General features: G+C 70.3%; 19 protein-coding genes. 13 read left to right on the forward strand and 6 right to left on the reverse strand.

What is annotated here, in order from left to right:
- Positions 1-54 precede the first annotated feature (54 nt).
- The 3 genes from ACIQBL_RS25885 to ACIQBL_RS25895 all read left to right on the forward strand — a co-directional run bounded on the left by ACIQBL_RS25885 (position 55) and on the right by ACIQBL_RS25895 (position 3,182).
- Positions 55-1,782 (forward strand): lytic transglycosylase domain-containing protein, encoded by a 1,728-nt coding sequence (locus tag ACIQBL_RS25885; RefSeq protein WP_401945302.1) that lies wholly within the window; start codon positions 55-57, stop codon positions 1,780-1,782.
- A gap of 215 nt (positions 1,783-1,997) precedes the next feature.
- A complete protein-coding gene (locus ACIQBL_RS25890) occupies positions 1,998-2,132 on the forward strand; it encodes an SPW_0924 family protein (RefSeq protein WP_106437209.1) in 135 nt (44 codons plus the stop codon).
- Between the two features lie 57 nt (positions 2,133-2,189).
- The gene (locus ACIQBL_RS25895) at positions 2,190-3,182 is read left to right on the forward strand and encodes a DUF3068 domain-containing protein (protein ID WP_401945303.1); all 993 of its coding nucleotides are present in this window, start codon (positions 2,190-2,192) and stop codon (positions 3,180-3,182) included.
- Here ACIQBL_RS25895 and hrpB read toward each other — a convergent pair.
- Together hrpB and ACIQBL_RS25905 are read right to left on the reverse strand one after the other, a co-directional pair.
- Positions 3,172-5,712: an ATP-dependent helicase HrpB gene (hrpB, locus tag ACIQBL_RS25900; RefSeq protein ID WP_401945304.1), complete on the reverse strand. Its 2,541-nt coding sequence runs from the start codon at positions 5,710-5,712 to the stop codon at positions 3,172-3,174. The genes ACIQBL_RS25895 and hrpB overlap by 11 nt on opposite strands.
- A gap of 76 nt (positions 5,713-5,788) precedes the next feature.
- Positions 5,789-6,601 carry a class I SAM-dependent methyltransferase gene (locus ACIQBL_RS25905; RefSeq protein ID WP_401945780.1) on the reverse strand — a complete coding sequence of 271 codons (813 nt, stop codon included), beginning with the start codon at positions 6,599-6,601 and terminating at the stop codon, positions 5,789-5,791.
- Positions 6,602-6,997: 396 nt separating this feature from the next.
- Here ACIQBL_RS25905 and rpsA point away from each other — a divergent pair, with 396 nt between their 5' ends.
- The 5 genes from rpsA to ACIQBL_RS25930 all read left to right on the forward strand — a co-directional run bounded on the left by rpsA (position 6,998) and on the right by ACIQBL_RS25930 (position 12,526).
- Positions 6,998-8,503: a 30S ribosomal protein S1 gene (gene rpsA, locus ACIQBL_RS25910; RefSeq protein WP_401945782.1), complete on the forward strand. Its 1,506-nt coding sequence runs from the start codon at positions 6,998-7,000 to the stop codon at positions 8,501-8,503.
- A 322-nt stretch (positions 8,504-8,825) separates the two neighbouring features.
- Complete coding sequence (locus ACIQBL_RS25915) at positions 8,826-10,352, forward strand: flavin monoamine oxidase family protein (RefSeq protein WP_401945784.1); 1,527 nt, start codon at positions 8,826-8,828, stop codon at positions 10,350-10,352.
- 135 nt (positions 10,353-10,487) lie between these two features.
- On the forward strand, positions 10,488-11,426 hold the full coding sequence (locus ACIQBL_RS25920) for a PAC2 family protein (protein ID WP_401945305.1): 939 nt from the start codon (positions 10,488-10,490) through the stop codon (positions 11,424-11,426).
- 48 nt (positions 11,427-11,474) lie between these two features.
- Positions 11,475-12,095, forward strand: a complete 621-nt coding sequence (gene coaE, locus ACIQBL_RS25925; protein ID WP_401945306.1) for a dephospho-CoA kinase — start codon at positions 11,475-11,477, stop codon at positions 12,093-12,095.
- Between the two features lie 50 nt (positions 12,096-12,145).
- Positions 12,146-12,526, forward strand: a complete 381-nt coding sequence (locus ACIQBL_RS25930) for a tetratricopeptide repeat protein (protein WP_401945307.1) — start codon at positions 12,146-12,148, stop codon at positions 12,524-12,526.
- A gap of 46 nt (positions 12,527-12,572) precedes the next feature.
- Here the strand turns inward: ACIQBL_RS25930 and ACIQBL_RS25935 are convergent, their stop codons facing one another.
- Entirely contained in the window at positions 12,573-12,839 is a 267-nt protein-coding gene (locus ACIQBL_RS25935; protein ID WP_401945308.1) for a DUF6343 family protein, read from the reverse strand.
- A gap of 72 nt (positions 12,840-12,911) precedes the next feature.
- Between ACIQBL_RS25935 and ACIQBL_RS25940 the strand changes: the two genes are divergently transcribed.
- The 3 genes from ACIQBL_RS25940 to ACIQBL_RS25950 all read left to right on the forward strand — a co-directional run bounded on the left by ACIQBL_RS25940 (position 12,912) and on the right by ACIQBL_RS25950 (position 15,265).
- On the forward strand, positions 12,912-13,826 hold the full coding sequence (locus ACIQBL_RS25940; RefSeq protein WP_401945309.1) for an acyltransferase domain-containing protein: 915 nt from the start codon (positions 12,912-12,914) through the stop codon (positions 13,824-13,826).
- Positions 13,827-13,971: 145 nt separating this feature from the next.
- Positions 13,972-14,703, forward strand: coding sequence for a class I SAM-dependent methyltransferase (locus ACIQBL_RS25945; RefSeq protein ID WP_401945310.1), 732 nt, complete (start codon positions 13,972-13,974; stop codon positions 14,701-14,703).
- Positions 14,704-14,806: 103 nt separating this feature from the next.
- Complete coding sequence (locus ACIQBL_RS25950) at positions 14,807-15,265, forward strand: DoxX family protein (RefSeq protein ID WP_401945311.1); 459 nt, start codon at positions 14,807-14,809, stop codon at positions 15,263-15,265.
- A gap of 90 nt (positions 15,266-15,355) precedes the next feature.
- On the opposite strand, the gene ACIQBL_RS25955 is transcribed toward ACIQBL_RS25950, so the two are convergent.
- Positions 15,356-15,958, reverse strand: a complete 603-nt coding sequence (locus tag ACIQBL_RS25955) for an RNA-binding S4 domain-containing protein (protein WP_401945312.1) — start codon at positions 15,956-15,958, stop codon at positions 15,356-15,358.
- A 115-nt stretch (positions 15,959-16,073) separates the two neighbouring features.
- On the opposite strand from ACIQBL_RS25955, the gene ACIQBL_RS25960 reads away from it, so the two are divergent.
- Positions 16,074-16,766: a uracil-DNA glycosylase gene (locus ACIQBL_RS25960; RefSeq protein ID WP_401945313.1), complete on the forward strand. Its 693-nt coding sequence runs from the start codon at positions 16,074-16,076 to the stop codon at positions 16,764-16,766.
- A 41-nt stretch (positions 16,767-16,807) separates the two neighbouring features.
- Positions 16,808-17,770, forward strand: a complete 963-nt coding sequence (pip, locus tag ACIQBL_RS25965) for a prolyl aminopeptidase (protein WP_401945314.1) — start codon at positions 16,808-16,810, stop codon at positions 17,768-17,770.
- Positions 17,771-17,806: 36 nt separating this feature from the next.
- Here the strand turns inward: pip and ACIQBL_RS25970 are convergent, their stop codons facing one another.
- Together ACIQBL_RS25970 and ACIQBL_RS25975 are read right to left on the reverse strand one after the other, a co-directional pair.
- On the reverse strand, positions 17,807-19,276 hold the full coding sequence (locus tag ACIQBL_RS25970; protein ID WP_401945315.1) for a LamG domain-containing protein: 1,470 nt from the start codon (positions 19,274-19,276) through the stop codon (positions 17,807-17,809).
- 15 nt (positions 19,277-19,291) lie between these two features.
- Positions 19,292-19,960: a GntR family transcriptional regulator gene (locus ACIQBL_RS25975; protein WP_401945316.1), complete on the reverse strand. Its 669-nt coding sequence runs from the start codon at positions 19,958-19,960 to the stop codon at positions 19,292-19,294.
- Positions 19,961-20,115: the final 155 nt, after the last annotated feature.

Consider the following 20,115-nt stretch of genomic DNA (forward strand, 5'->3'; position numbering starts at 1 on the left):
AGGCAACAGACACAGACGGGCGCTCGGGCGGCGTCCCTGGGAGGGGTTCACTCCATGACGGCGCATTTCGGCAGGCGGCTGCGCAAGGGTGCGGCGACGACGGCGGTGGCCGCGGCAGCGGTCGCGGCACTGTCCGCGTCCCAGGCTCCGGCGGTGACCGGCAGCGACAGACCGGTCGCCGCAGGCCAGGTGACGCCCGACGGGAGCACCGACAGCACCGACGACCACAGCGCCACCGGTGAGTCGCCGTACTACACGGACCTCCCGCCGCTGAGCAGCCCCGTCCCGAGCCCCAGCCAGTCGTCGTCCATAGGGACCCCGGTCTCGGTCGGTGAGGCCGAGGCCGGCATACCCGCGACCGTTCTCGACGCCTACAAGAAGGCCGAGACCGAACTCGCCGGGTCCAAGCCGGGCTGCAACCTGCCCTGGCAACTCCTCGCCGCCATCGGCAAGGTCGAGTCGGGCCAGGCCCGAGGCGGCCAGGTCGACGCCAACGGCACCACGACCTCGAAGATCCTGGGCCCCGCGCTCGACGGCAACGGCTTCGCGCTCATCAAGGACACCGACAACGGCAAGTACGACGGCAACAGCACGTACGACCGGGCCGTCGGACCCATGCAGTTCATCCCGTCCACCTGGGCCTGGGCGGGCCGCGACGGCAACGGCGACGGAGTCAAGGACCCCAACAACGTCTACGACGCCGCGCTCGCCGCCGGCCACTACCTGTGCCGCAACAACTGGAACCTGGCGACCGACTCGGGCCTGCGCAGCGCGATCCTCAGCTACAACAACTCGACGGACTACCTGAACACGGTCCTGTCCTGGCTGGAGTACTACCGCAAGGGCACCCACTCGGTCCCGGACGGCACGGGCACCCTGCCCTCCGGCCGCAGCGACGGCAACTCCGGGGCCAGCCCCACGCCTTCGCCCTCGCCGACGACTCCGAGCACCTCGAAGCCGAGCACCACCCCCACCACCCCCGCCACGCCGGCCAGTCCGACCCCGACACCCACCCCCACGCCGACTCCGACGCCGACCCCCACCGACACGGTGGCCAAGCTGGCGGACGCGGGTACGGCGAAGCTGACCGCGGTGGCGGGCGACCAGTTCGGCAAGAAGATCAGCACCAGCGCCCGGACCTCGGCCGGCAAGGCCGTCGCCAAGGTCAGGATCCGGTTCACGATCGTCGGGACCACAGACGCCACGTTCATTGGCGGCGAGAAGGTCGCCACGGTCGTCACCGACGCCTCCGGTGTGGCCGTCGCCCCCGCCCTCCAGGCCGGCGAGACGACCGGTGACTTCACCGTCCGTGCCACCGTCGTCGGTCGTACGATCGCCGGTCTCGACTACACGGCCAGCGTCACGCCCCGCGTCGCCGACACCCTCGTCCGCACCAGCACCACCGCGCTGACCTGCACCCCGGGCGGCGAGTTCGCCGACCAGGTCGAGGTGAAGGCCACGGAGAACGGCGCCGTCGCCGACAAGGTCGCCGCCACCGCGACCCTCATCAAGGCGGCCGACGACACGACCGAGAACGACAAGGGCCCCTACTTCAAGGACGCGGACGGCAAGACCGTACGCACCTTCACGGGCCTGGCCACGGACGCCGACGGCCTCCTGAAGCTGCCGAAGCTCTACGCCGACGACACCACCGGCACCTTCCTGCTCCAGATCACCACCACGGGCGGCGCGACCCTCACCGTCGAACTCACCGTGGCGGCGGCGACCGACACCTCCTCGGCCGGCCCGAGCCCGAGTCCGTCGGCTTCCCCGAGCGCGTAGTCAGACCCGACGCTCGCACGACGAGGGCGCCCTTCCGCTACGGCGGACGGGCGCCCTCGTCTCGTCACGCCCAGGCCGCTGCGCGCCTCTCCACGCGTCTCCGCGCCTCGTGCGTGTGCAACGTGTTCTCATCTCGCCCGTGCGTTGCTACGGTGCCGGACCTGACGACCTATCAGTTCCTGGACCCATCGGTTTCTGTCTGTCGGGAGGCCGGCATGCGTGCCCTGATCGCCGCCGCGACCGGTCTCGTGCTCGCGTTCGCGCTGGTCCTGACCATCACCGCGATGGGCTCACCGATGGGGAAGACCTCCCCGAAACCGCTGCTGACGACGGTGCCCGCGCACCCGTAAACGTTTGCGCAAGCGTTTTACCGCCTGAGGTTCAACTCCATTGGGAAGGAGGCCGAGATGCGCCGCAAGGCCAGCCTGATCCTGCTCGCCCTGGCCGTGTTCTTCACGGCACTGTCCCCGCTGCTGCGCTGGTACGCCTTCCCGCGCCTGGCCAAGATCCCGGCGAACCAGTACCAGGACATGGTCCTGGAGGCGAAGAACGCCACCCTCCTCGACTACGGCTCCATGCAGGCCAAGACGGTCCCCAAGGTCACCATCGTGCAGACCCTCAAGGGCAATGTGGAGGCCGCCAAGAAGATCGACAAGACGGCCGGCCGGGACGTCGTCGTCTGGGACGGTCTGTCCTACGTCCAGGGCCCCGACGGCAAGATGGTCTCCTCGATCCCCGAGCGCTACATCTTCGACGCGCACACCCAGGACCCCGTCCACGCCACCGGCGAGATGGTCGACGGCGACCCGGTGAAACGGGACGGCATCGAGTTCAAGTGGCCGTTCCTGACCCAGAAACGGGACTACGAGTACTTCGACGCGCAAACCCGCACCACCAACCCGATCCACTACAAGGGCACCCAGAACTTCCGCGGCGTCAAGGTCTACTACTTCGAGCAGACCATCCCCTGGACCAAGGTCTCCTTCCCGAAGACGATGCCCGTCAAGGGCATCACCCCGGAGTCCGTCGCCAAGACCGGCACCACCCGCTGGTACACCACGGTCCGCAAGTTCTGGGTCGAACCCGTCACCGGAGCACCGGTCTACGGCGAGGAGATCCACAAGGAGGAACTGCGCGGCGGCACCCTCCTGGGCGGCCGGGCCAAGGTGACGGCGTTCGCCGGCGACGTGAAGATGCGCGAGGACTACATCAAGCACACCGTCGCCCTGGTGAAGTCCAACCGCACCCTCGTCCTGCTGATGGTCTCCTACCTCCCCTGGGGCTTCCTGACCCTCGGCCTCCTCCTGCTGGCCCTCTCCCTCTACCTGGAGGCCCGCGGCAGGCGCCCCGGAGACCCCGCCCCCACCGAGGTCCAGGAACCGGAACCGGTCACCGCCTGAGCCGCGCGTTCGTGAACCGCGTGGCCTCGGCGGTCGCCGGGTCCTCGGGCCACGGATGCTTGGGATACCGCCCCCGCAACTCGGCCCGCACACCGTTGTAACCGTCCTTCCAGAAGGAAGCCAGGTCGGCGGTGACGGCGGCGGGCCGCCCGGCGGGGGAGAGGAGATGTACGAGCACGGGCACCCCGGCGACGGTCGGCGACTCGTGAAGTCCGAACATCTCCTGCAACTTGACGGCCAGCACAGGCTGTTCAGGGTTGGCGTAGTCGATCCGAACCCTGGACCCACTCGGCACGACGAACCGCTCCGGAGCCAACGCGTCCAACCGCCCCGCGTCCCCCGAGGCCCACGGCAACAACCGCCGCAACCCCTGTCCCGCCTCGATCCGCCCCAGATCACCCCGCCGCCGCGCCCGCCCCAACTCCGGCTCCAACCACTCGTCCACACGCGCGTGCAGCGCGTCGTCGGACACGTCCGGCCAAGGCGCCCCGACGTTCAGGTACAGGAACGCAAGCCGCTGCCGCAGGACTTGGGCATCCGCCGACCACCGCAACAACCCGAACCCCTCCTGCCGAAGCCCTTCGACAAGCGCCTCCCGTACGGCGACGGGATCGGCGTCACGGAGGGGCCGCACCGCCAACTCGACAGCCCCGAGGCGCTCCACGCGCCGGGCCACCACGTCTCCGTCGGCCCAGTGGACCTCGTCCGCCTCGCTGAGCAGCGCCCCGGCCGCGAACCGGGCGACGTCCTCGTCGACAACCGCCCCGAGCTGCACGCGTGCGTGCCCTTTGCCGATCGGCCGGTCGGCGACGGCGACGGCGATCCAGGGGGCGCCTCGGAGGGCGCTGGCGGCACCGACCTCGGCACGGGTGCCGGAGACGAGGAGGTAGGAACCGCCGTCGGCCTTGGCGACCCGTTCGGGATAGGCGAGGGCGGCGACGAGGCCTACGAGGGCGTCGTCGCGTACGGCATCTGCCGAGGCTTCGACGGTTCCCTTCATCGGTACCGGGTTTCGGGTGGGTGGGTGGGAAAATTCTGTTGCTACGGCCCGCAGTCGCCGAACCTCCGTACGCCACCGCGTCGCATAGGCGTCACCCCCACGCCGAGCGAGCCGCAAAGCCCCGGCAAGATCATCGCCGTACTCCCGCGGAGCCTCCTCGCTGAGCAGTGCGACAACCTCCGCACCCGCCGCCCCCGTGTCCAACAACGCCCGCCCCAACCGGGGATGCAACCCCAGCCGAGCCAACTGCACACCCCGGGACGTGGCCCGCCCATCGGAGTCGACCGCGCCCACCGCAGCCAGAACACCCCGAGCCGCCGCCATCCCCCCGGAGGGCGGCGCATCGAGCAATGCCAGCCCCGACGCCCCAGGATCGCCCCAGCAAGCCGCCTGAAGGGCGAACGCCGTCAGGTCGGCCACTTTGATCTCCGGCGCCGGAAAGCGCGGCAGACGCGCGTCCTCGGCCTCCGCCCAGCACCGGTACACCGCCCCCGGCGCCTCCCGCCCGGCCCGCCCCGCCCGCTGCCGCCCAGCAGCCTGCGAGGCCCGTACCGTCGCGAGCGCGCTCAGCCCGCGCGCGTGATCGACCCGCGGCTCCCGCGCCAACCCGGAGTCGACGACCACCCGTACACCGGGAACCGTCAGCGAAGACTCCGCCACGGACGTCGCCAGCACCACCCGCCGCCGCGCTCCCGGAGACAACACCGCGTCCTGTACGGCGGCCGGCGCCCGCCCGTGCACCTGGAGCACGTCGACGTCACCCAGGGCACCCAACTGCCCGGCGACGCGCGCGATCTCCCCGACCCCGGGCAGGAAACACAGCACGTCCCCGTCCCGCTCGCCCAGCGCCCGCCGTACCGTCGACGCCACGTGGGTGAGCAGCGCCGGGTCCACACGCATCCCGTGCGGCGGGCGGACCGGACGTGCCGGAGGCGTCCACACGACCTCCACCGGGTACGCGACGCCCTCCGCCTCGATGACCGGCGCCCCGCCCAGCAGCCGGGCCCAGCCCTGCGCGTCGGTGGTCGCCGACGCCGCGACCAGACGCAGCTCGGGCCGCAGCGCCTCCCGTACGTCGACGAGGAAGGCGGCCACGGTGTCCGCGTCCAGATGCCGTTCGTGGCACTCGTCCAGGATCACGGCGTCGACGCCGGTCAACTCCTGGTCCCGTTGCAGACGTTGGAGCAGCACACCGGTCGTGACGACCTCCACGCGTGCGTGCCGTCCGACGACCCGCTCCCCGCGCACGGTGTACCCGACGCTCTCCCCGACCTTCTCGCCGAGCAGCCACGCCATGCGCCGGGCCGCCGCCCGCGCCGCGATCCGCCGCGGCTCGGCGACGACCACCCGCCGCGCGGGACCCTGATTCCCCTCGCCCAGCAGCCCGGCCAGCGCGAGCGGCACCAGCGTCGTCTTGCCGGTGCCGGGCGGCGCGACGAGCACGGCAGCACCGCCCGCCTCCAGGGCGGCGTCGAGACCGGGCAGGGCACTGCGGACGGGCAGCGCGTCGAGGGCGTCGTAGCGGATCACGCACCCAGTGTCGTACGCCGTGCGAAACGACCTCTTACGCGCGTGTGCCCGCGTTCCCTCAGTCCCGCTGCTCCCGCTACCGGTCGCGCTCGCACACGAAGATCGCCGTGCCCGGGATCAGGTTGCCGCGCAGGGGCGACCAGCCGCCCCACTCGGAGGTGTTCCAGGACGGCCACTCCGGCTCGACCAGGTCCACCAGGCGCAGGCCCGCCGCCGAGATGTCCCGGACGCGGTCGCCGACGGTCCGGTGGTGCTCCACGTAGACCGCGCGGCCGTCGTCGTCCTGCTCGACGTACGGAGTGCGGTCGAAGTACGAGGCGGCGACCGTCAGTCCCTCGGGGCCCGGCTCGTCCGGGAACGCCCAGCGGATGGGGTGCGTGGTCGAGAAGACGAACCGGCCGCCCGGCCGCAGCACCCGGCGCACCTCGCGCAGCACCAGCACCGGGTCGGCGACGAACGGCAGCGCGCCGTACGCCGAGCAGGCCAGGTCGAAGGAGCCGTCCGCGAAGGGCAGCGCGCCCGCGTCGGCACACACCAGAGGGAACGATCCGCCGATCCGCAGCGCGTGCTGGAGCTGGCGGTGGGAGAGGTCCAGGGCCACCGGACGGGCACCCTGGGCGGCCAGCCAGCGCGAGCACTGGGCCGCGCCGGCGCCGATCTCCAGGACGTCCTTGCCCTTCAGCTCCTCCGGGGGGCCGAGGAGCTCCGCCTCCACCTCGTCGAGGCCCTCGGGACCCCACACGAACCGGTCGTCGCCGAGGAACGTGCCGTGTTCGACCTGGTAGTCGTCCGCGTTCCGGTCCCACCAGCCCCGGTTCGCCCGGGAACTCTCGGTGATGTCGGCGTCACGCCGGGTGGCTTCCGGCTCGAACGTATCGGGCTCTTGGATGATCGGCTCCCTCGTCGTACTCTTCCGTCACCTCTACGGTGCGGCTGTCCCCGGCGGCGTCACTGAAGGGGTGGGTCAGGCCTGCGTGGCCTCGCGGGACACGTTTTGTGCCGGGTATGCGGCGATCCGCCCCGGGTGTGCGCCTTCGCGCATTGACCCTGCCTGGCTGCCCCCGTATGCTACAAGTTGCGCTGCGGGCCTGCGCACCTCAGACGTAGCAGGTTGCGCTCGCATCTGTATGTATGACCCCTCGGTTTTCGAGGCGCCAACCGGACACCCTGGTGTTCTGGACCGGCGCTTCCTTGGCTGTCCGGCCTTCTGCAGAGCGAAGCGAAAAAGGCTCTCGGCGTGAGCAGTACCTACGACTTCAATGTCCGTACCGGAGCCCTTTCCCACATGACGAGCAGCACCGAGACCACCGCCACCACCCCGCAGGTAGCGGTCAACGACATCGGTAACGAGGAAGCCTTCCTCGCCGCGATCGACGAGACGATCAAGTACTTCAACGACGGCGACATCGTCGACGGCGTCATCGTGAAGGTCGACCGGGACGAGGTCCTGCTCGACATCGGTTACAAGACCGAAGGTGTCATCCCGAGCCGCGAGCTCTCGATCAAGCACGACGTCGACCCGAACGAGGTCGTCAAGGTCGGCGACGAGATCGAAGCCCTTGTTCTCCAGAAGGAGGACAAGGAAGGCCGCCTGATCCTCTCGAAGAAGCGCGCCCAGTACGAGCGCGCCTGGGGCACCATCGAGAAGATCAAGGAAGAGGACGGCATCGTCACCGGTACCGTCATCGAGGTCGTCAAGGGTGGACTCATCCTCGACATCGGCCTCCGTGGCTTCCTGCCGGCTTCTCTCGTCGAGATGCGTCGTGTCCGCGACCTCCAGCCCTACGTGGGCAAGGAGCTCGAGGCCAAGATCATCGAGCTGGACAAGAACCGCAACAACGTGGTCCTGTCCCGCCGTGCCTGGCTGGAGCAGACCCAGTCCGAGGTCCGCCAGACGTTCCTCACGACCCTCCAGAAGGGTCAGGTCCGCTCCGGCGTGGTTTCCTCGATCGTCAACTTCGGTGCCTTCGTGGACCTGGGTGGCGTCGACGGTCTGGTCCACGTCTCCGAGCTGTCCTGGAAGCACATCGACCACCCCTCCGAGGTTGTCGAGGTCGGCCAGGAAGTCACCGTCGAGGTCCTCGACGTGGACATGGACCGCGAGCGCGTCTCCCTGTCGCTGAAGGCGACCCAGGAAGACCCGTGGCAGCAGTTCGCCCGCACCCACCAGATCGGCCAGGTCGTGCCCGGAAAGGTCACGAAGCTGGTTCCGTTCGGTGCGTTCGTCCGCGTGGACGAGGGCATCGAGGGTCTGGTGCACATCTCCGAGCTGGCCGAGCGCCACGTGGAGATCCCGGAGCAGGTCGTCCAGGTCAACGACGAGATCTTCGTCAAGGTCATCGACATCGACCTTGAGCGTCGCCGGATCTCGCTGTCCCTGAAGCAGGCCAACGAGTCCTTCGGTGCCGACCCGGCCTCGGTCGAGTTCGACCCGACGCTCTACGGCATGGCCGCGTCGTACGACGACCAGGGCAACTACATCTACCCCGAGGGTTTCGACCCCGAGACCAACGACTGGCTCGAGGGCTACGAGACCCAGCGGGAGGCGTGGGAGCACCAGTACGCCGAGGCGCAGCAGCGGTTCGAGCAGCACCAGGCGCAGGTCATCAAGTCCCGCGAGGCCGACGCCCAGGCTGCGGCCGAGGGTGTCGACACCCCGGGTGCGGCTCCGGCCGCCTCCGGTGGCGGCGGCGGTTCGTACTCCTCCGAGGGTGCGGACACGTCCGGCGCGCTGGCGTCCGACGAGGCGCTCGCTGCCCTGCGTGAGAAGCTGGCCGGCGGCCAGAGCTGATCACCTGAGCAGTAGCTCTTGAACTGAGGGGCCGTACCTTTCGAGGTGCGGTCCCTCAGCTGTATGTCGGGTGCGGGGGCCGTACGCGGCTGGTCGCGCCCACGCGGCGGAGCCGCATATCGATACAGCCCCGCGCCCCTGCCCGAGCTTCCCTCACCTTTGTAGAAACGTGCGGGATACATCAGTAACTGCCGTGCCGTAACCGGTAGTTGGCAGGCTTCCTCGGTCATTCATGATCGGAAAGGGGAGCCGGACCATGGCAAGCAACCAGAGCCGACGTGCTTTTCTGCGGAATGTGGGTCTCACCGGTGGCGCGGGCACCATGTTCGCCACCATGGGGGCCCTCGGACTCGCCCCGACCGCGCAGGCCGCCCAGCGGGAACAGCCCTTCCGCGCGCTGAGCGCCGGCGACTTCACCCTCACCGGACGCGGTGCGGCGAAGGTCGTCATCGTCGGTGGTGGCATCGCGGGGCTGACCACGGCGTACGAACTCGGCAAGGCCGGCTACGACTGTACGGTCCTGGAGGCCAGGGACCGTACCGGCGGCCGCAACTTCACCGTTCGTGGCGGCGACACGACGACCGACCTGTACGGCAACCGGCAGACCGCCCGTTTCGCCGACGGGCACTACATGAACTGCGGTCCCGCGCGGATCCCGCAGTGGATGGTCACCCTGGACTACTGCCGTGAACTCGGCGTTCCCATCCAGGTGTTCACCAACGTCAACGCGGACGCGTACATCTACAACGAGTCCGCCGGCATGACCAGGCCCGAGCGCTACCGCACCGCCAAGGCCGATGTCTACGGCCATGTCTCGGAGTTGCTCGCCAAGGCCACCGACAAGGGAGCCCTGGACAAGGAGTTGACCGGCGACGACCAGGAGCGGCTCGTCGAGTTCCTCAAGGACTGGGGGGAACTCGGCGACACGCTGTCCTACGAGGGCGGTGAACGGCGCGGGTACACGACCGTCCCGGCCGCCGCGGGCACCCCCGGTGTGCTGCTCGGGGACGTACCCACCGCCTCCGAGGTGCTGGCCGGCGGTGTCGGCCGCTACTTCTCCTTCGAATTCGGCTTCGACCAGGCCATGTTGATGTTCCAGCCGGTCGGCGGCATGGACCAGATCCCGAAGGCCCTCACCCGTGCGATCGGCGCGCAGCGCATCCGTACCGGGGCGGTCGTCTCGAAAATCACCGACAAGGGGAGTGGTGTTTCGGTCACCTACACCCAGGGCGGCCTTACACGGGTGATCGAGGCCGACTACTGCGTCGGCGCCCTCCCGCCGAACATCCTCGCCAAGATCCCGCACAACCTCGGCACCGGCGTACAGATCGCGCTGGAGGCGATCACCCCGTCGTCCGCCGCGAAGATCGGCCTGGAGTACAAGTCCCGCTGGTGGGAACTGGATCACCGGATCTACGGGGGTATCACCGAGACCGACCAGGACGTCACCCACATCTGGCACCCTTCGTACGGCTTCCACGGTGAGCGGGGCGTCCTCATCGGGTATTACAACTACGACGACAACGCGGACTCCTACGCGAAGCTGACCCCCAAGGGGCGGGAAGAGAGGGCGGTGGCCGCGGGCGTGAAGATCTATGGCGAGAAGTACCGCAGCGAACTGGCGTCGTCCTTCTCCCACCACTGGCGTCAGACGCCCCACCTGGAGGCCGCGTGGCACGACACCCCGGGCGGCCCCGACGACGTCCGCTACAAGCCGCTCAACGAACCCACGGGACGCGTCTACTTCGCCGGCGACTGGCTCAGCTACACCGACGCCTGGCAGCACGGCGCGTTCTCCTCCGCCCGCAAGGCCGTGACCGCACTCCACGCGCGCGTGCTGTCCTCGTGACGCGGACGCTCCCCCGGTGACGAGGGGGAGCGGCGCATGAAAAGCCCGTAAGAGGTGCCTGATCAGGGGCATGGGCGGGAATGCCCATGCCCTGGAGGGCGTTGTGCAGTACGAACACGAGGAGGAGCGGTCACAGTGCTTGATCCGCAGGGTTTGTACGCATGGGAGCCGAAGGGCCTGGCCGTCGTCGATGTGGCGCTCGCCCAGGAGTCGGCCGGTCTTGTCATGCTCTACCACTTCGACGGATACATCGACGCGGGCGAGACGGGCGACCAAATCGTCGAACGACTGCTCGACTCGCTGCCCCACCAGGTCGTGGCCAGTTTCGACCACGACCGGCTCGTCGACTACCGCGCCCGCCGCCCGCTGCTCACCTTCAAGCGGGACAGGTGGACCGACTACGAGGAGCCCACCCTCGACGTACGGCTGGTCCAGGACGCTACCGGAGCCCCCTTCCTGCTGCTCTCCGGCCCCGAGCCGGACGTGGAGTGGGAGCGCTTCGCCGCGGCCGTCCAGCAGATCGTGGAGCGGCTCGGCGTCCGGCTGTCCGTGAACTTCCACGGCATCCCCATGGGCGTCCCGCACACCCGCCCCGTGGGCATCACCCCGCACGGCAACCGCAACGACCTCGTCCCGGGCCACCGCAGCCCCTTCGACGAGGCACAGGTCCCCGGCAGCGCCGAGGCGCTCGTCGAGTACCGCCTCATGGAGTCCGGCCACGACGTCCTGGGCGTCGCCGCGCACGTCCCGCACTACATCGCCCGCTCCCCGTACCCGGACGCGGCCCTGACCGTCCTGGAGGCCATCACGGCGGGCACCGGACTGGTCCTGCCCAGCATCGCGCACTCCCTGCGCACCGAGGCCCACCGCACCCAGACCGAGATCGACCGCCAGATCCAGGAGGGCGACGAGGACCTCGTGGCGCTCGTCCAGGGACTTGAGCACCAGTACGACGCCGCCGCGGGCGCCGAGAGCCGCGGCAACATGCTCGCCGAGCCGGTCGACATCCCGTCGGCGGACGAGATCGGGCAGGAGTTCGAGCGCTTCCTGGCGGAGCGCGAAGGGGACGGCTGACGACGGTCGCCGGGTGCCGTGTCAGTGGCAGGCCCTAAGCTTCGGCTCATGCTGAAGGTGGGCCTGACCGGCGGCATCGGTGCCGGTAAGAGTGAAGTGTCGCGGTTGCTCGTCTCGTACGGCGCCGTGCTGATCGACGCCGACCGCATCGCGCGCGAGGTCGTGGCGCCCGGAACTCCCGGGCTCACGGCGGTCGTCGAGGCCTTCGGTAAGGATGTGCTCGGCGAGGACGGCGGCCTGGACCGGCCGAAACTGGGCTCCATTGTGTTCGCCGATCCCGACAAGCTGGCCGTTCTCAACTCGATCGTCCACCCCCTGGTCGGCAGACGCTCCCGCGAACTCGAGACCGCCGCGGCCGGCGACGCCGTAGTGATCCACGACGTACCCCTCCTCGCCGAGAACGCCCTGGCCGCGCTGTACGACCTGGTGATCGTCGTCGACGCGAGCCCCGCGACCCAGCTCGACCGGCTGGTCCGGCTGCGGAGCATGACCGAGGAGGACGCACGCGCGCGTATGGCCGCCCAGGCGACGCGCGAGAAGCGGCTGGCCATCGCGGACATCGTGATCGACAACGACGTACCCCTGGAGGCGCTGGAGCGGCGCGTACGGGACGTATGGGCCGAACTCGCGCGCAGGGCACACGCGCCCCAGCAGCCACCCCAGGAATAGCGGCCCTCGCCGCGTGCGTTGAAACGGGCGAGCGAGGGAAGGACTTTGCCGTGCCCGAGAACAGCGGAACGACCGGACGTACTCCGGAGACGCATGTCATCGACTTCCGCGCCGCCGAGCAGCTGCTCGCCGCGCGGGACCCGCGGGGCGCGGTGAAGCTGCTCGACAACGTCATCGACGCGCACCCGGAGAACACCGCCGCCCGCCTGCTGCGCGCGCGTGCCTTCTTCGCCGCCGCGCAACTGCGGCCTGCCGAGCTGGAGTTCACCATCGTCCTGGAGCGCGAGCCGGACAACGCCTTCGCGCACTTCGCACTCGCCCGCACCTACGAGCGGCAGGGGCGCGCCGACCAGGCCAAACGTCACTTCCGGCTGGCCGCCGCGCTGGATCCCACACCGCAGTACCTGAAGGCCGCGGGCTTCGACGGGTAGGCGTACTCCAGTAGTCACGCCTTGCGGATCACGTCCCCTGTACACGTCAGGGGTGGCGGTGTTCCGGCGGGCGGTACGGCGGGATGTCGGGGCCCGGCTGGTAGTGCGGGCCCTGGCGGATGTGCTTGAGGATCATGGCCATGTCGATCGTGACGACCAGCCACAGCACCCCGCAGGCCGCCGCCCACCCGGGGCGCCCGGCGAGCGCGAACGCCGCCGTGCCGAAGATCGTCCAGACCAGGCCCCACACGCTCAGCCAGAACCGGGCCCGCAGGGGACTGCGCGCTGTCGTCGGCTCACTGCCCGTACGCATACCACGATCACTACTCCTCCTTGCAACGTACTCTTCGGTTCGGACGTTCTCCACAGGGAGGGGAAGCGCGCTGTGCTGCCGGACGCCGACGAACTGCCCGAGATCCTGCTCGACCTCGCCGTACCCCACGAGGACATCAACGAACTGGTCCGACTGCGCCGGGTGTTGGCGCGGGACACCGGCGCGACGCGGCTCCTGGAGGAGTGCGTCGAGGAGCTGGTGAAGGACATCGGAGAGCACGGCCACTGGACGCGGCTCACCGAGCTGCTCCTGGCGCGGCTGCCCGAGGCCCCGCCGGAGATCGGCGCCTACTTCTCCGTGTACGTGTTCGCCGCCGCGCTGCCCTCCACGCGCGCGTACCACCGCGCACGCGGCATCCCCGCCGACGTCTCCCGGCGCACCCTCGCCGACCTGGGACGCAACATCGCCGTGCACCACAGACGGTACGGCGGGGGAGGAGTGCCGATCCCGCAGTGGCTCGTCCCCCACTTCCGGGGCGAGCTGTACCAGCTGGGGCGGCTGCAGTACGAGCGGGCGCGGCTCGGGGAGCGCACCGCGCAGGCCCTCGTGGCGGCCGGGCTGGACGCGGAACCCGGGACGCCCTGCCTGAACCTGCACATCCCCGACTTCCAGGGGCCGCTCTCGCCGACCGCGTGCGACCGTTCGCTGGAACTGGCCCGCGCGTTCTTCGCCCGGCACTTCCCCGAGGAGCGCCACGCGGTCGCGGTCTGCCACTCCTGGCTGCTGGACTCGCAGTTGAAGAAGTACCTGTCCGCCGACTCCAACATCGTCCGCTTCCAGGAGCGGTTCCGGGTGATCCGCGAGGACACGGAACCGGCCGACACCGAGCCGGTCCAGTTCGTCTTCGGGCACCCGGACCATCCGGTGGAGAGCCTGCCGCGGCGCACGTCCGTGGAGCGGGCCGTGGGGGACCACCTGCGGGCCGGCGGGCACTGGTACATCGGGCACGGGTGGTTCCCGCTCTGAGCCCTGGCTCGTCCTCCGGTTCCGGCGGGTTCCGCTCCAACGGTCCCAACGGCTCCAACGGTTGCCTTTCCAGGGGGAATTGACTCGTACGGGTGAATCAGTGCGAGGCGGGAACGGGTGTGCGGCTGCCGGCCGTTGGACGGGCATGCGACTCGAAATGCGTGAGGGGTACGAGGGGACAGGACCCGGGGCGATCACTCCGGACGGCTGCGCGGTGGAGCTGTACTCGCGGCTGCCCGTGGGCGCGGAGCCGGACATCATCGAGGCGGCCGTGCCGGCGGGTGCGCGCATCCTGGAGCTGGGCAGCGGGGTGGGGCGCGTGACGCACCCGCTCCTGGACCGCGGATTCACGGTCACGGCGGTCGACGAGTCCGCGGAGATGCTGGAGCGGGTCCGGGGCGCGCGCACGATATGCGGCCCCATCGAGGATCTGGACCTGGGCGAGACCTTCGACGTGGTGATGCTCGCGTCGTTCCTGGTGCACGCCGGGGACGTCGAGGTGCGGCGCGGACTGCTGCGGACCTGCGTACGGCATGTCGCAGCCGACGGCTGTGTGCTGATCCAGCGGGAGGGCGAGGACTACCACGCGAACCTGCCGCGCGAGCGAAGCGAGATGGGGGTCCCCCCGGCCGAAGGCTGGGGGAGGGCCGACCCCAGTGGTTTCACCGTGCGGATGGTGTCGGCGGAACCGGTCGGGGACGGGGTCAACTCGGTGCGCGCGGAGTACGTGTTCCCGGACGCGGTCTGGACCCAGACGTTCCTGTCCCGGCCGTTGACGAAGGACCAGTTCGAGGAGGCGCTGGCGGAGACGGGGCTGAGAGTGGACAGCTATCTGACGCCGGACCGGGTGTGGGTGCGGGCGGTGCCGACGGACTGACGGCGGACGTACGGGAAATCCCGTACAGCGGCGATGAGTTCCCGTGCGGGGACCGGTCTACCTCCGCGACAGCAACACGGACCGCTTCCCACAGGAGAACCTCATGTCCGAGACCGTCGCTCCCCTCGCATCCACCGACTCCAGCACCGTCGTCGTCGCCGAGTCCGCGACCGCACGCGGGCGCCGCGCCCGGATCGCACTGCGTGTCCTGCAGGTGCTGCTCGCCCTGTTCTACGGCATCGCGAGCGCGCTCCCCAAGCTGATCGCGTACCCGGCGGCCGTGGAGTCCTTCGACAGGATCGGCTGGGGCAGCGGGGCCATGTACACCATCGGCGCGCTCGAACTGGCCGGGGCCGTCGGACTGTTGGTCCCGGTGCTGCAGTCGGTGGCGGCGACGGGGCTCAGCGCGCTGATGGTGGGTGCGTTTGTCGTGCAGCTGACCGCGTTCCACGGTCAGAACGCGGCGACACCGCTGATCCTGATCGTCCCGCTCGTCCTGATCGCCTGGGCGCGGCGGGGGCAGAACACGGAGCTGCTGCGACTGCTCCGACGACGGGCGTGACCTGACCCAGGCCGTACGGCAGTGGCCGCGAGCCGTGTTCGGTGCGGGGCGACGGTGGCGTCCGGTGGGCCGAGGGGCCCGGACCGGATGTCACCGTTGCGTGCCCCGGGGCGCGCTGCGACGGGTGTCCTGATGCGTGTCGCGATGGGTGTCGCGGTGCGGGTCGGGACCGGTGCCGGGGTCGGGCAGGCCGCGCAGGCGTTCCATCTCGCGGCGGTCGCGTTTGGTGGGGCGGCCGGTACCGCGGTCGCGGATGCCGGCCGGGGCGACGGCCTCGCGGGGCGGGGGCGGCGGGGAGTTGTCCACGTAGCACTGGATGGCCACCGGAGGGCCGACCCGTTTGCGGATGACCTGCTTCACGATGACGACGCGTTCCCGGCCCTCGTGGCGCAGGCGTACCTCGTCGCCGACGTGCACGGAGTGGGCGGGCTTTACCCGCTCGCCGTTGACACGGACGTGGCCGCCCTTGCAGGCAGCGGCGCCCATGGAGCGGGTCTTGACCAGACGGACGGACCAGATCCAGCTGTCGACGCGGACGCTCTCGCCGTTCGAGGGGCCTGCGGCCCTGGCGGCGGCCACGGCGTCGCTCTGCGGTTCGGTCGTGCCGCTCCGGTGTGTGCCGGTGGCCCGGCTCGTCGTGGTCGCGCCGGTTCCGTTGTCGCCGTCGGTCTCGTCCGCACCCTCGGAAGCCATGACTCGACTTTAGTCCCCTGCGACGGGCGGCTCCGGCGGGTTTCGGCCGGGGACCTGAGTACGAAGGTTCTTCGAGGCCTTGGGCCTACGGCGAGGGCATGAATACGGTGGCGGCATGAACCTGTCCGACCTCGATCACCGGATCACCGGCTGCCGGGCCTGCCCGCGTCTGGTCGCCTGGCGCGAGGAGGTCGCCCGCACCAAACGCGCCGCTTTCGCCGACTGGACGTACTGGGGCCGCCCCGTACCCGGCTTCGGGCCCGCCGACGCACCCCTGCTGATCATCGGCCTCGCCCCCGCCGCGCACGGCGCCAACCGCACCGGCCGTATGTTCACGGGCGACCGCTCCGGGGACGTCCTGTACGAGGCCCTGTACGACATCGGGCTGGCCTCGCAGCCGACCGCCGTGAGCGCGGACGACGGCCTGGAGCTGTACGGCGTGCGCATCACCTCGCCGGTGCGCTGCGCCCCGCCCGCCAACAAGCCCACCCCCGAGGAACGCGACATGTGCCGGTCCTGGCTCGTCGAGGAACTGACCCTGCTGCGGCCGACGTTGAAGGCCGTGGTCGTGCTCGGCGCCTTCGGCTGGCAGGCGGCGCTGCCGGCGTTCGCGGCGGCGGGATGGGCCGTGCCGAGACCGCGACCCGCCTTCGGGCACGGCACGCACGTGCCGCTCGACGGCCTCGACCTCTTCGGCTGCTTCCACGTCAGCCAGCGCAACACCTTCACCGGGAAGCTGACCCCCGCGATGCTGCGGGACGTGCTGCGCACGGCGGCGGGGGCGGCGGGGCTGCCGACGGCGCCGTAGCGGGACTGTCGACGGTGCCGTAGCGAGGTTAAGGTCGCCGAATGGGCCTGTATCCGGAGATCGAACCGTACGACCGCGGCATGCTCGATGTCGGCGACGGCAACCACGTCTACTGGGAGACCTGCGGAAACCCGCACGGCAAGCCCGCGGTGGTGCTGCACGGCGGGCCGGGCTCGGGCTGTTCGCCGTACCCCCGGCGCTACTTCGACCCCGCCGCCTACCGGATCGTGCTGCTCGACCAGCGCGGGTGCGGGCGTTCCACACCGCACGCGAGCGCGTACGACACCGACATGAGCGTGAACACGACGGCTCACCTCATCGCCGATCTGGAGCTGCTGCGGCGGCACTTGGGGATCGAGCGGTGGCTGGTGTGGGGCGTGTCGTGGGGGTCGGTGCTCGGGTTGCGGTACGCGCAGACGCATCCGGGGGTGGTGTCGGAGCTGGTGCTGACCTGTGTCGCCACCGGGTCCGATCCCGAAGTGGCCTTGCTGACCAGGGGACTTGGGAAGATCTTCCCGGAGGCGTTCGAGCGGTTCGTCGGTGAGCTGCCCGTGGGGGAACGGAACGGGAACCTCGCCGCCGCCTACAACCGGCTCATCGAGTCGCCCGACCGGGCGGTGCGGGAGCGGGCCGCGCGGGCCTGGACGGACTGGGAGACGGCGATCATTCCGGCCCCGCCGCGCTCCGAGAAGCGGTACGAGGACCCGGAGTTCCGCATGTGCTTCGCCCGTACCGTCACGCACTACTTCGGCAACGACCACTTCCTCGGAGAGGGCAACGACGAGGGTGTCGTCCTCCGGGACGCCCACCTCCTCAAGGACATCCCCGGCACCCTCGTCCAGGGCAGCCTCGACCTCGGCAACCTCGTCGGTGTCGTCTGGCGGCTCCACCACGCCTGGCCCGGCAGCGAGTTGGTGATTGTGGACGAGGCCGGGCACAACGCGAGTGTGCCGGGTGTCGTGGAGGCGCTGGTGGCGGCGACGGACAAGTGCGCGCGCCGCTAACGCCGTTGGGCCCGGTGGCCTCGCTCGTCTCGCTGGTCAGCCGACTCGCGCCGCCGCCACCGGTCGTGCCGTCACGTCGTAGGTCCCGCCGGTCTTCGCGGAGTTGACGCTCCACCGGTACCGGGAGAACTCGCCGGTGGTGTCGGAGGCGTAGAACATCATGTGGCCGATGCCGACGCCCTGGAGGTTCTCGCCGGTGACGCCGCCGACCATGCGGGTGTCCGGGTACCTGGGGTAGTTGGTGAGGGCGTAGACGCCGTGCGGGTCGGAGGTGCAGTCGATGATCTCCACGGCGTACTGCGTCTCGCCGGTGAAGTCCGCGGTGCCGCTGAAGACGCCCTTGAGCTCGCGGACCATGACGATGTGGCCGGTGTTGTCGGGGTCGCTGCCGTTGTAGTCGACGGCGACGATGTCGCCCGGCTGGAGGTCGGCGACCTTGCGGACGCGCTGGAAGCGCGGGCCCGCGGTGCCGTTCAGGAACGCCGAGCAGTAGTCGGCGGCCTCCGGGCCCTTCTCCTGGAAGTACTGGAGGAAGTAGTCGTCCGATGCCCAGCCGTAGGTGTGTTTCAGCACGCGGGTGACGAAGGACGCGCAGCGGGCGCGGGCCACCCAGCTCGCCGGGTCGTCGGGCGTGCCCCAGGTGAGGGTGGCGGCAGAGCCGATGAGGTAGACGTTGTTCAGACGGGCCGTACGGCCGCTGACGACGGCGATCTCGTCGGCGGTCAGGGCGCGGGCGTAGGCACGCACGTCGTCGATCGCGCCCTTGTAGTGGTTCACGGGCGCGCCGTCGAAGCGGGCCCGGCCGAGGGAGAGGCCTCCGGGTGCCGCCCAGGAGAGGGCCGTCGCCGCGCTGCCCGCGAGTTGGCCGTCGACGTACAGCCGGATCTGGGTGCCGTCCCAGACGCCGGTCAGATGGGTCCAGACGCCGAGGGCGGGCGGTGTCGTGGCGACGGCCGACACCTTGGTGGCCTGGTCCTCGCTGCGGACCTTGAAAGCCCAGGTGGCGGCGGTGCTGTCGTACTGGAGGAGGAAGCGGCTGGTGGTGGTGCCGTCCTGGCTCACCGCCGTGTACGTGGTCGCCGGGTCGGCGTCGCTCGCCGGGCGGACCCACGCCGAGACGCTGAAGGGGAGTGTCGTGTCCAGGACGGAGTCGGTGGCGGCGTAGGCCCCGGACGTCCCGTCGAGGCTCAGTTCGCCGCCCGCCCGCAGCGCCGTCCAGGTCGCGCCCGTGCCGAGCGTGACGGGGTGCTCGCGGCCCGAACGGTCCGTGCCCGAGCCGTCCAGCGGCCAGTGCCCCACCAGCCCGCTCGTCAGATACCCGGCGGCCAACAGCCGCTGATAGCCCACCAGTTGCTCGGCCTGCGCGAGATGCGGTGTGCCGACCGGCGTGAACGGGGTGTCCAGCGCCACGTCCGCCACGGCCACCCCCGCTTCCCGCGTCACGCCCGCCGTCGCACCGACGCCCATGAGCGCGGCCCCGCCCAACAGGCCACGTCTGCTGACCATGTTCTCCCCCTCCGCCTACGGCCGCGGGCCGTCCCCGAACAGGTGCCGCACCGTGGAACGGTAGTTGGCCTGCACGTGGCTCAGGGCGTGGGCGCGGGCGCGGTCCGGGTCGCCGGAGGCGATGGCCTCGTACAACTCCTGGTGTTCGGTGAGGAGTTGGGGCCACTCCTCGTTCTGCCGGGTGAGCCAGCGGAGTCGGCCGTCGACCGGTTCCATGACCGAGATCAGCAGGCTGTTGCCGGCCAGGGCCAGGATGCTGTCGTGGAAACGGGTGTTGACGTCGGTGATCGCCTCGGCGTCGTCGGACCTGGTGGCCTCCGCCGCGGTGTCGAGCAACTCCCGTAGTTCGGCGAGTGCTTGAGGGGTGGCGCGGGACGCGGCGAGCCCGGCCGCGTACACCTCCAGCGCCTCGCGCAGTTCGAACAGTTCCTTGACGTCGGTCGGGGTCAGCCGTCGCACGACCGTGCGGCGCGCCGACTCGAACAGGACGAAGCCCTCCGCGACCAGGGCCCGGATCGCCTCCCGGACCGGCACCCGCGAGACACCGAAACGCTCGGCCAGCTCGCGCTCCACCAGCCGGTCGCCGGGGCGGAGGCGACCGGCGATGATGTCCTGCCGCAGGGTCGCCAGGACACGCTCGCGCACCGCTCCGAGGGGTTCGATCTTCGCTGTCATGGAGCTCATGGGGCCATCTTCGCCGACTCCGGGGGTGTTTTACGGAGCGTTAACAATGGGGACATCGGTCGGAACGGTTGACGGGAGGACCATGACCGCAGTTTGGTATACCAAACGACAACGGCAAGCAGTCCTCCTCCCGCTCCTCCGTCCCCTTGCCCTGG

The sequence above is a fragment of the Streptomyces sp. NPDC088350 genome, from assembly GCF_044753545.1.
Lineage (GTDB): Bacteria > Actinomycetota > Actinomycetes > Streptomycetales > Streptomycetaceae > Streptomyces.

Coding starts and splice junctions, on each gene's coding strand:
- ACIQBL_RS25885 (WP_401945302.1), top strand. CDS start 55: ATGACGGCGCATTTCGGCAGGCGGCTGCGCAAGGGTGCGGCGACGACG.
- ACIQBL_RS25890 (WP_106437209.1), top strand. CDS start 1,998: ATGCGTGCCCTGATCGCCGCCGCGACCGGTCTCGTGCTCGCGTTCGCG.
- ACIQBL_RS25895 (WP_401945303.1), top strand. CDS start 2,190: ATGCGCCGCAAGGCCAGCCTGATCCTGCTCGCCCTGGCCGTGTTCTTC.
- rpsA (WP_401945782.1), top strand. CDS start 6,998: ATGACGAGCAGCACCGAGACCACCGCCACCACCCCGCAGGTAGCGGTC.
- ACIQBL_RS25915 (WP_401945784.1), top strand. CDS start 8,826: ATGTTCGCCACCATGGGGGCCCTCGGACTCGCCCCGACCGCGCAGGCC.
- coaE (WP_401945306.1), top strand. CDS start 11,475: ATGCTGAAGGTGGGCCTGACCGGCGGCATCGGTGCCGGTAAGAGTGAA.
- ACIQBL_RS25935 (WP_401945308.1), bottom strand. CDS start 12,839: ATGCGTACGGGCAGTGAGCCGACGACAGCGCGCAGTCCCCTGCGGGCC.
- ACIQBL_RS25945 (WP_401945310.1), top strand. CDS start 13,972: ATGCGACTCGAAATGCGTGAGGGGTACGAGGGGACAGGACCCGGGGCG.
- ACIQBL_RS25950 (WP_401945311.1), top strand. CDS start 14,807: ATGTCCGAGACCGTCGCTCCCCTCGCATCCACCGACTCCAGCACCGTC.
- ACIQBL_RS25955 (WP_401945312.1), bottom strand. CDS start 15,958: ATGGCTTCCGAGGGTGCGGACGAGACCGACGGCGACAACGGAACCGGC.
- ACIQBL_RS25960 (WP_401945313.1), top strand. CDS start 16,074: ATGAACCTGTCCGACCTCGATCACCGGATCACCGGCTGCCGGGCCTGC.
- pip (WP_401945314.1), top strand. CDS start 16,808: ATGGGCCTGTATCCGGAGATCGAACCGTACGACCGCGGCATGCTCGAT.
- ACIQBL_RS25970 (WP_401945315.1), bottom strand. CDS start 19,276: ATGGTCAGCAGACGTGGCCTGTTGGGCGGGGCCGCGCTCATGGGCGTC.
- ACIQBL_RS25975 (WP_401945316.1), bottom strand. CDS start 19,960: ATGAGCTCCATGACAGCGAAGATCGAACCCCTCGGAGCGGTGCGCGAG.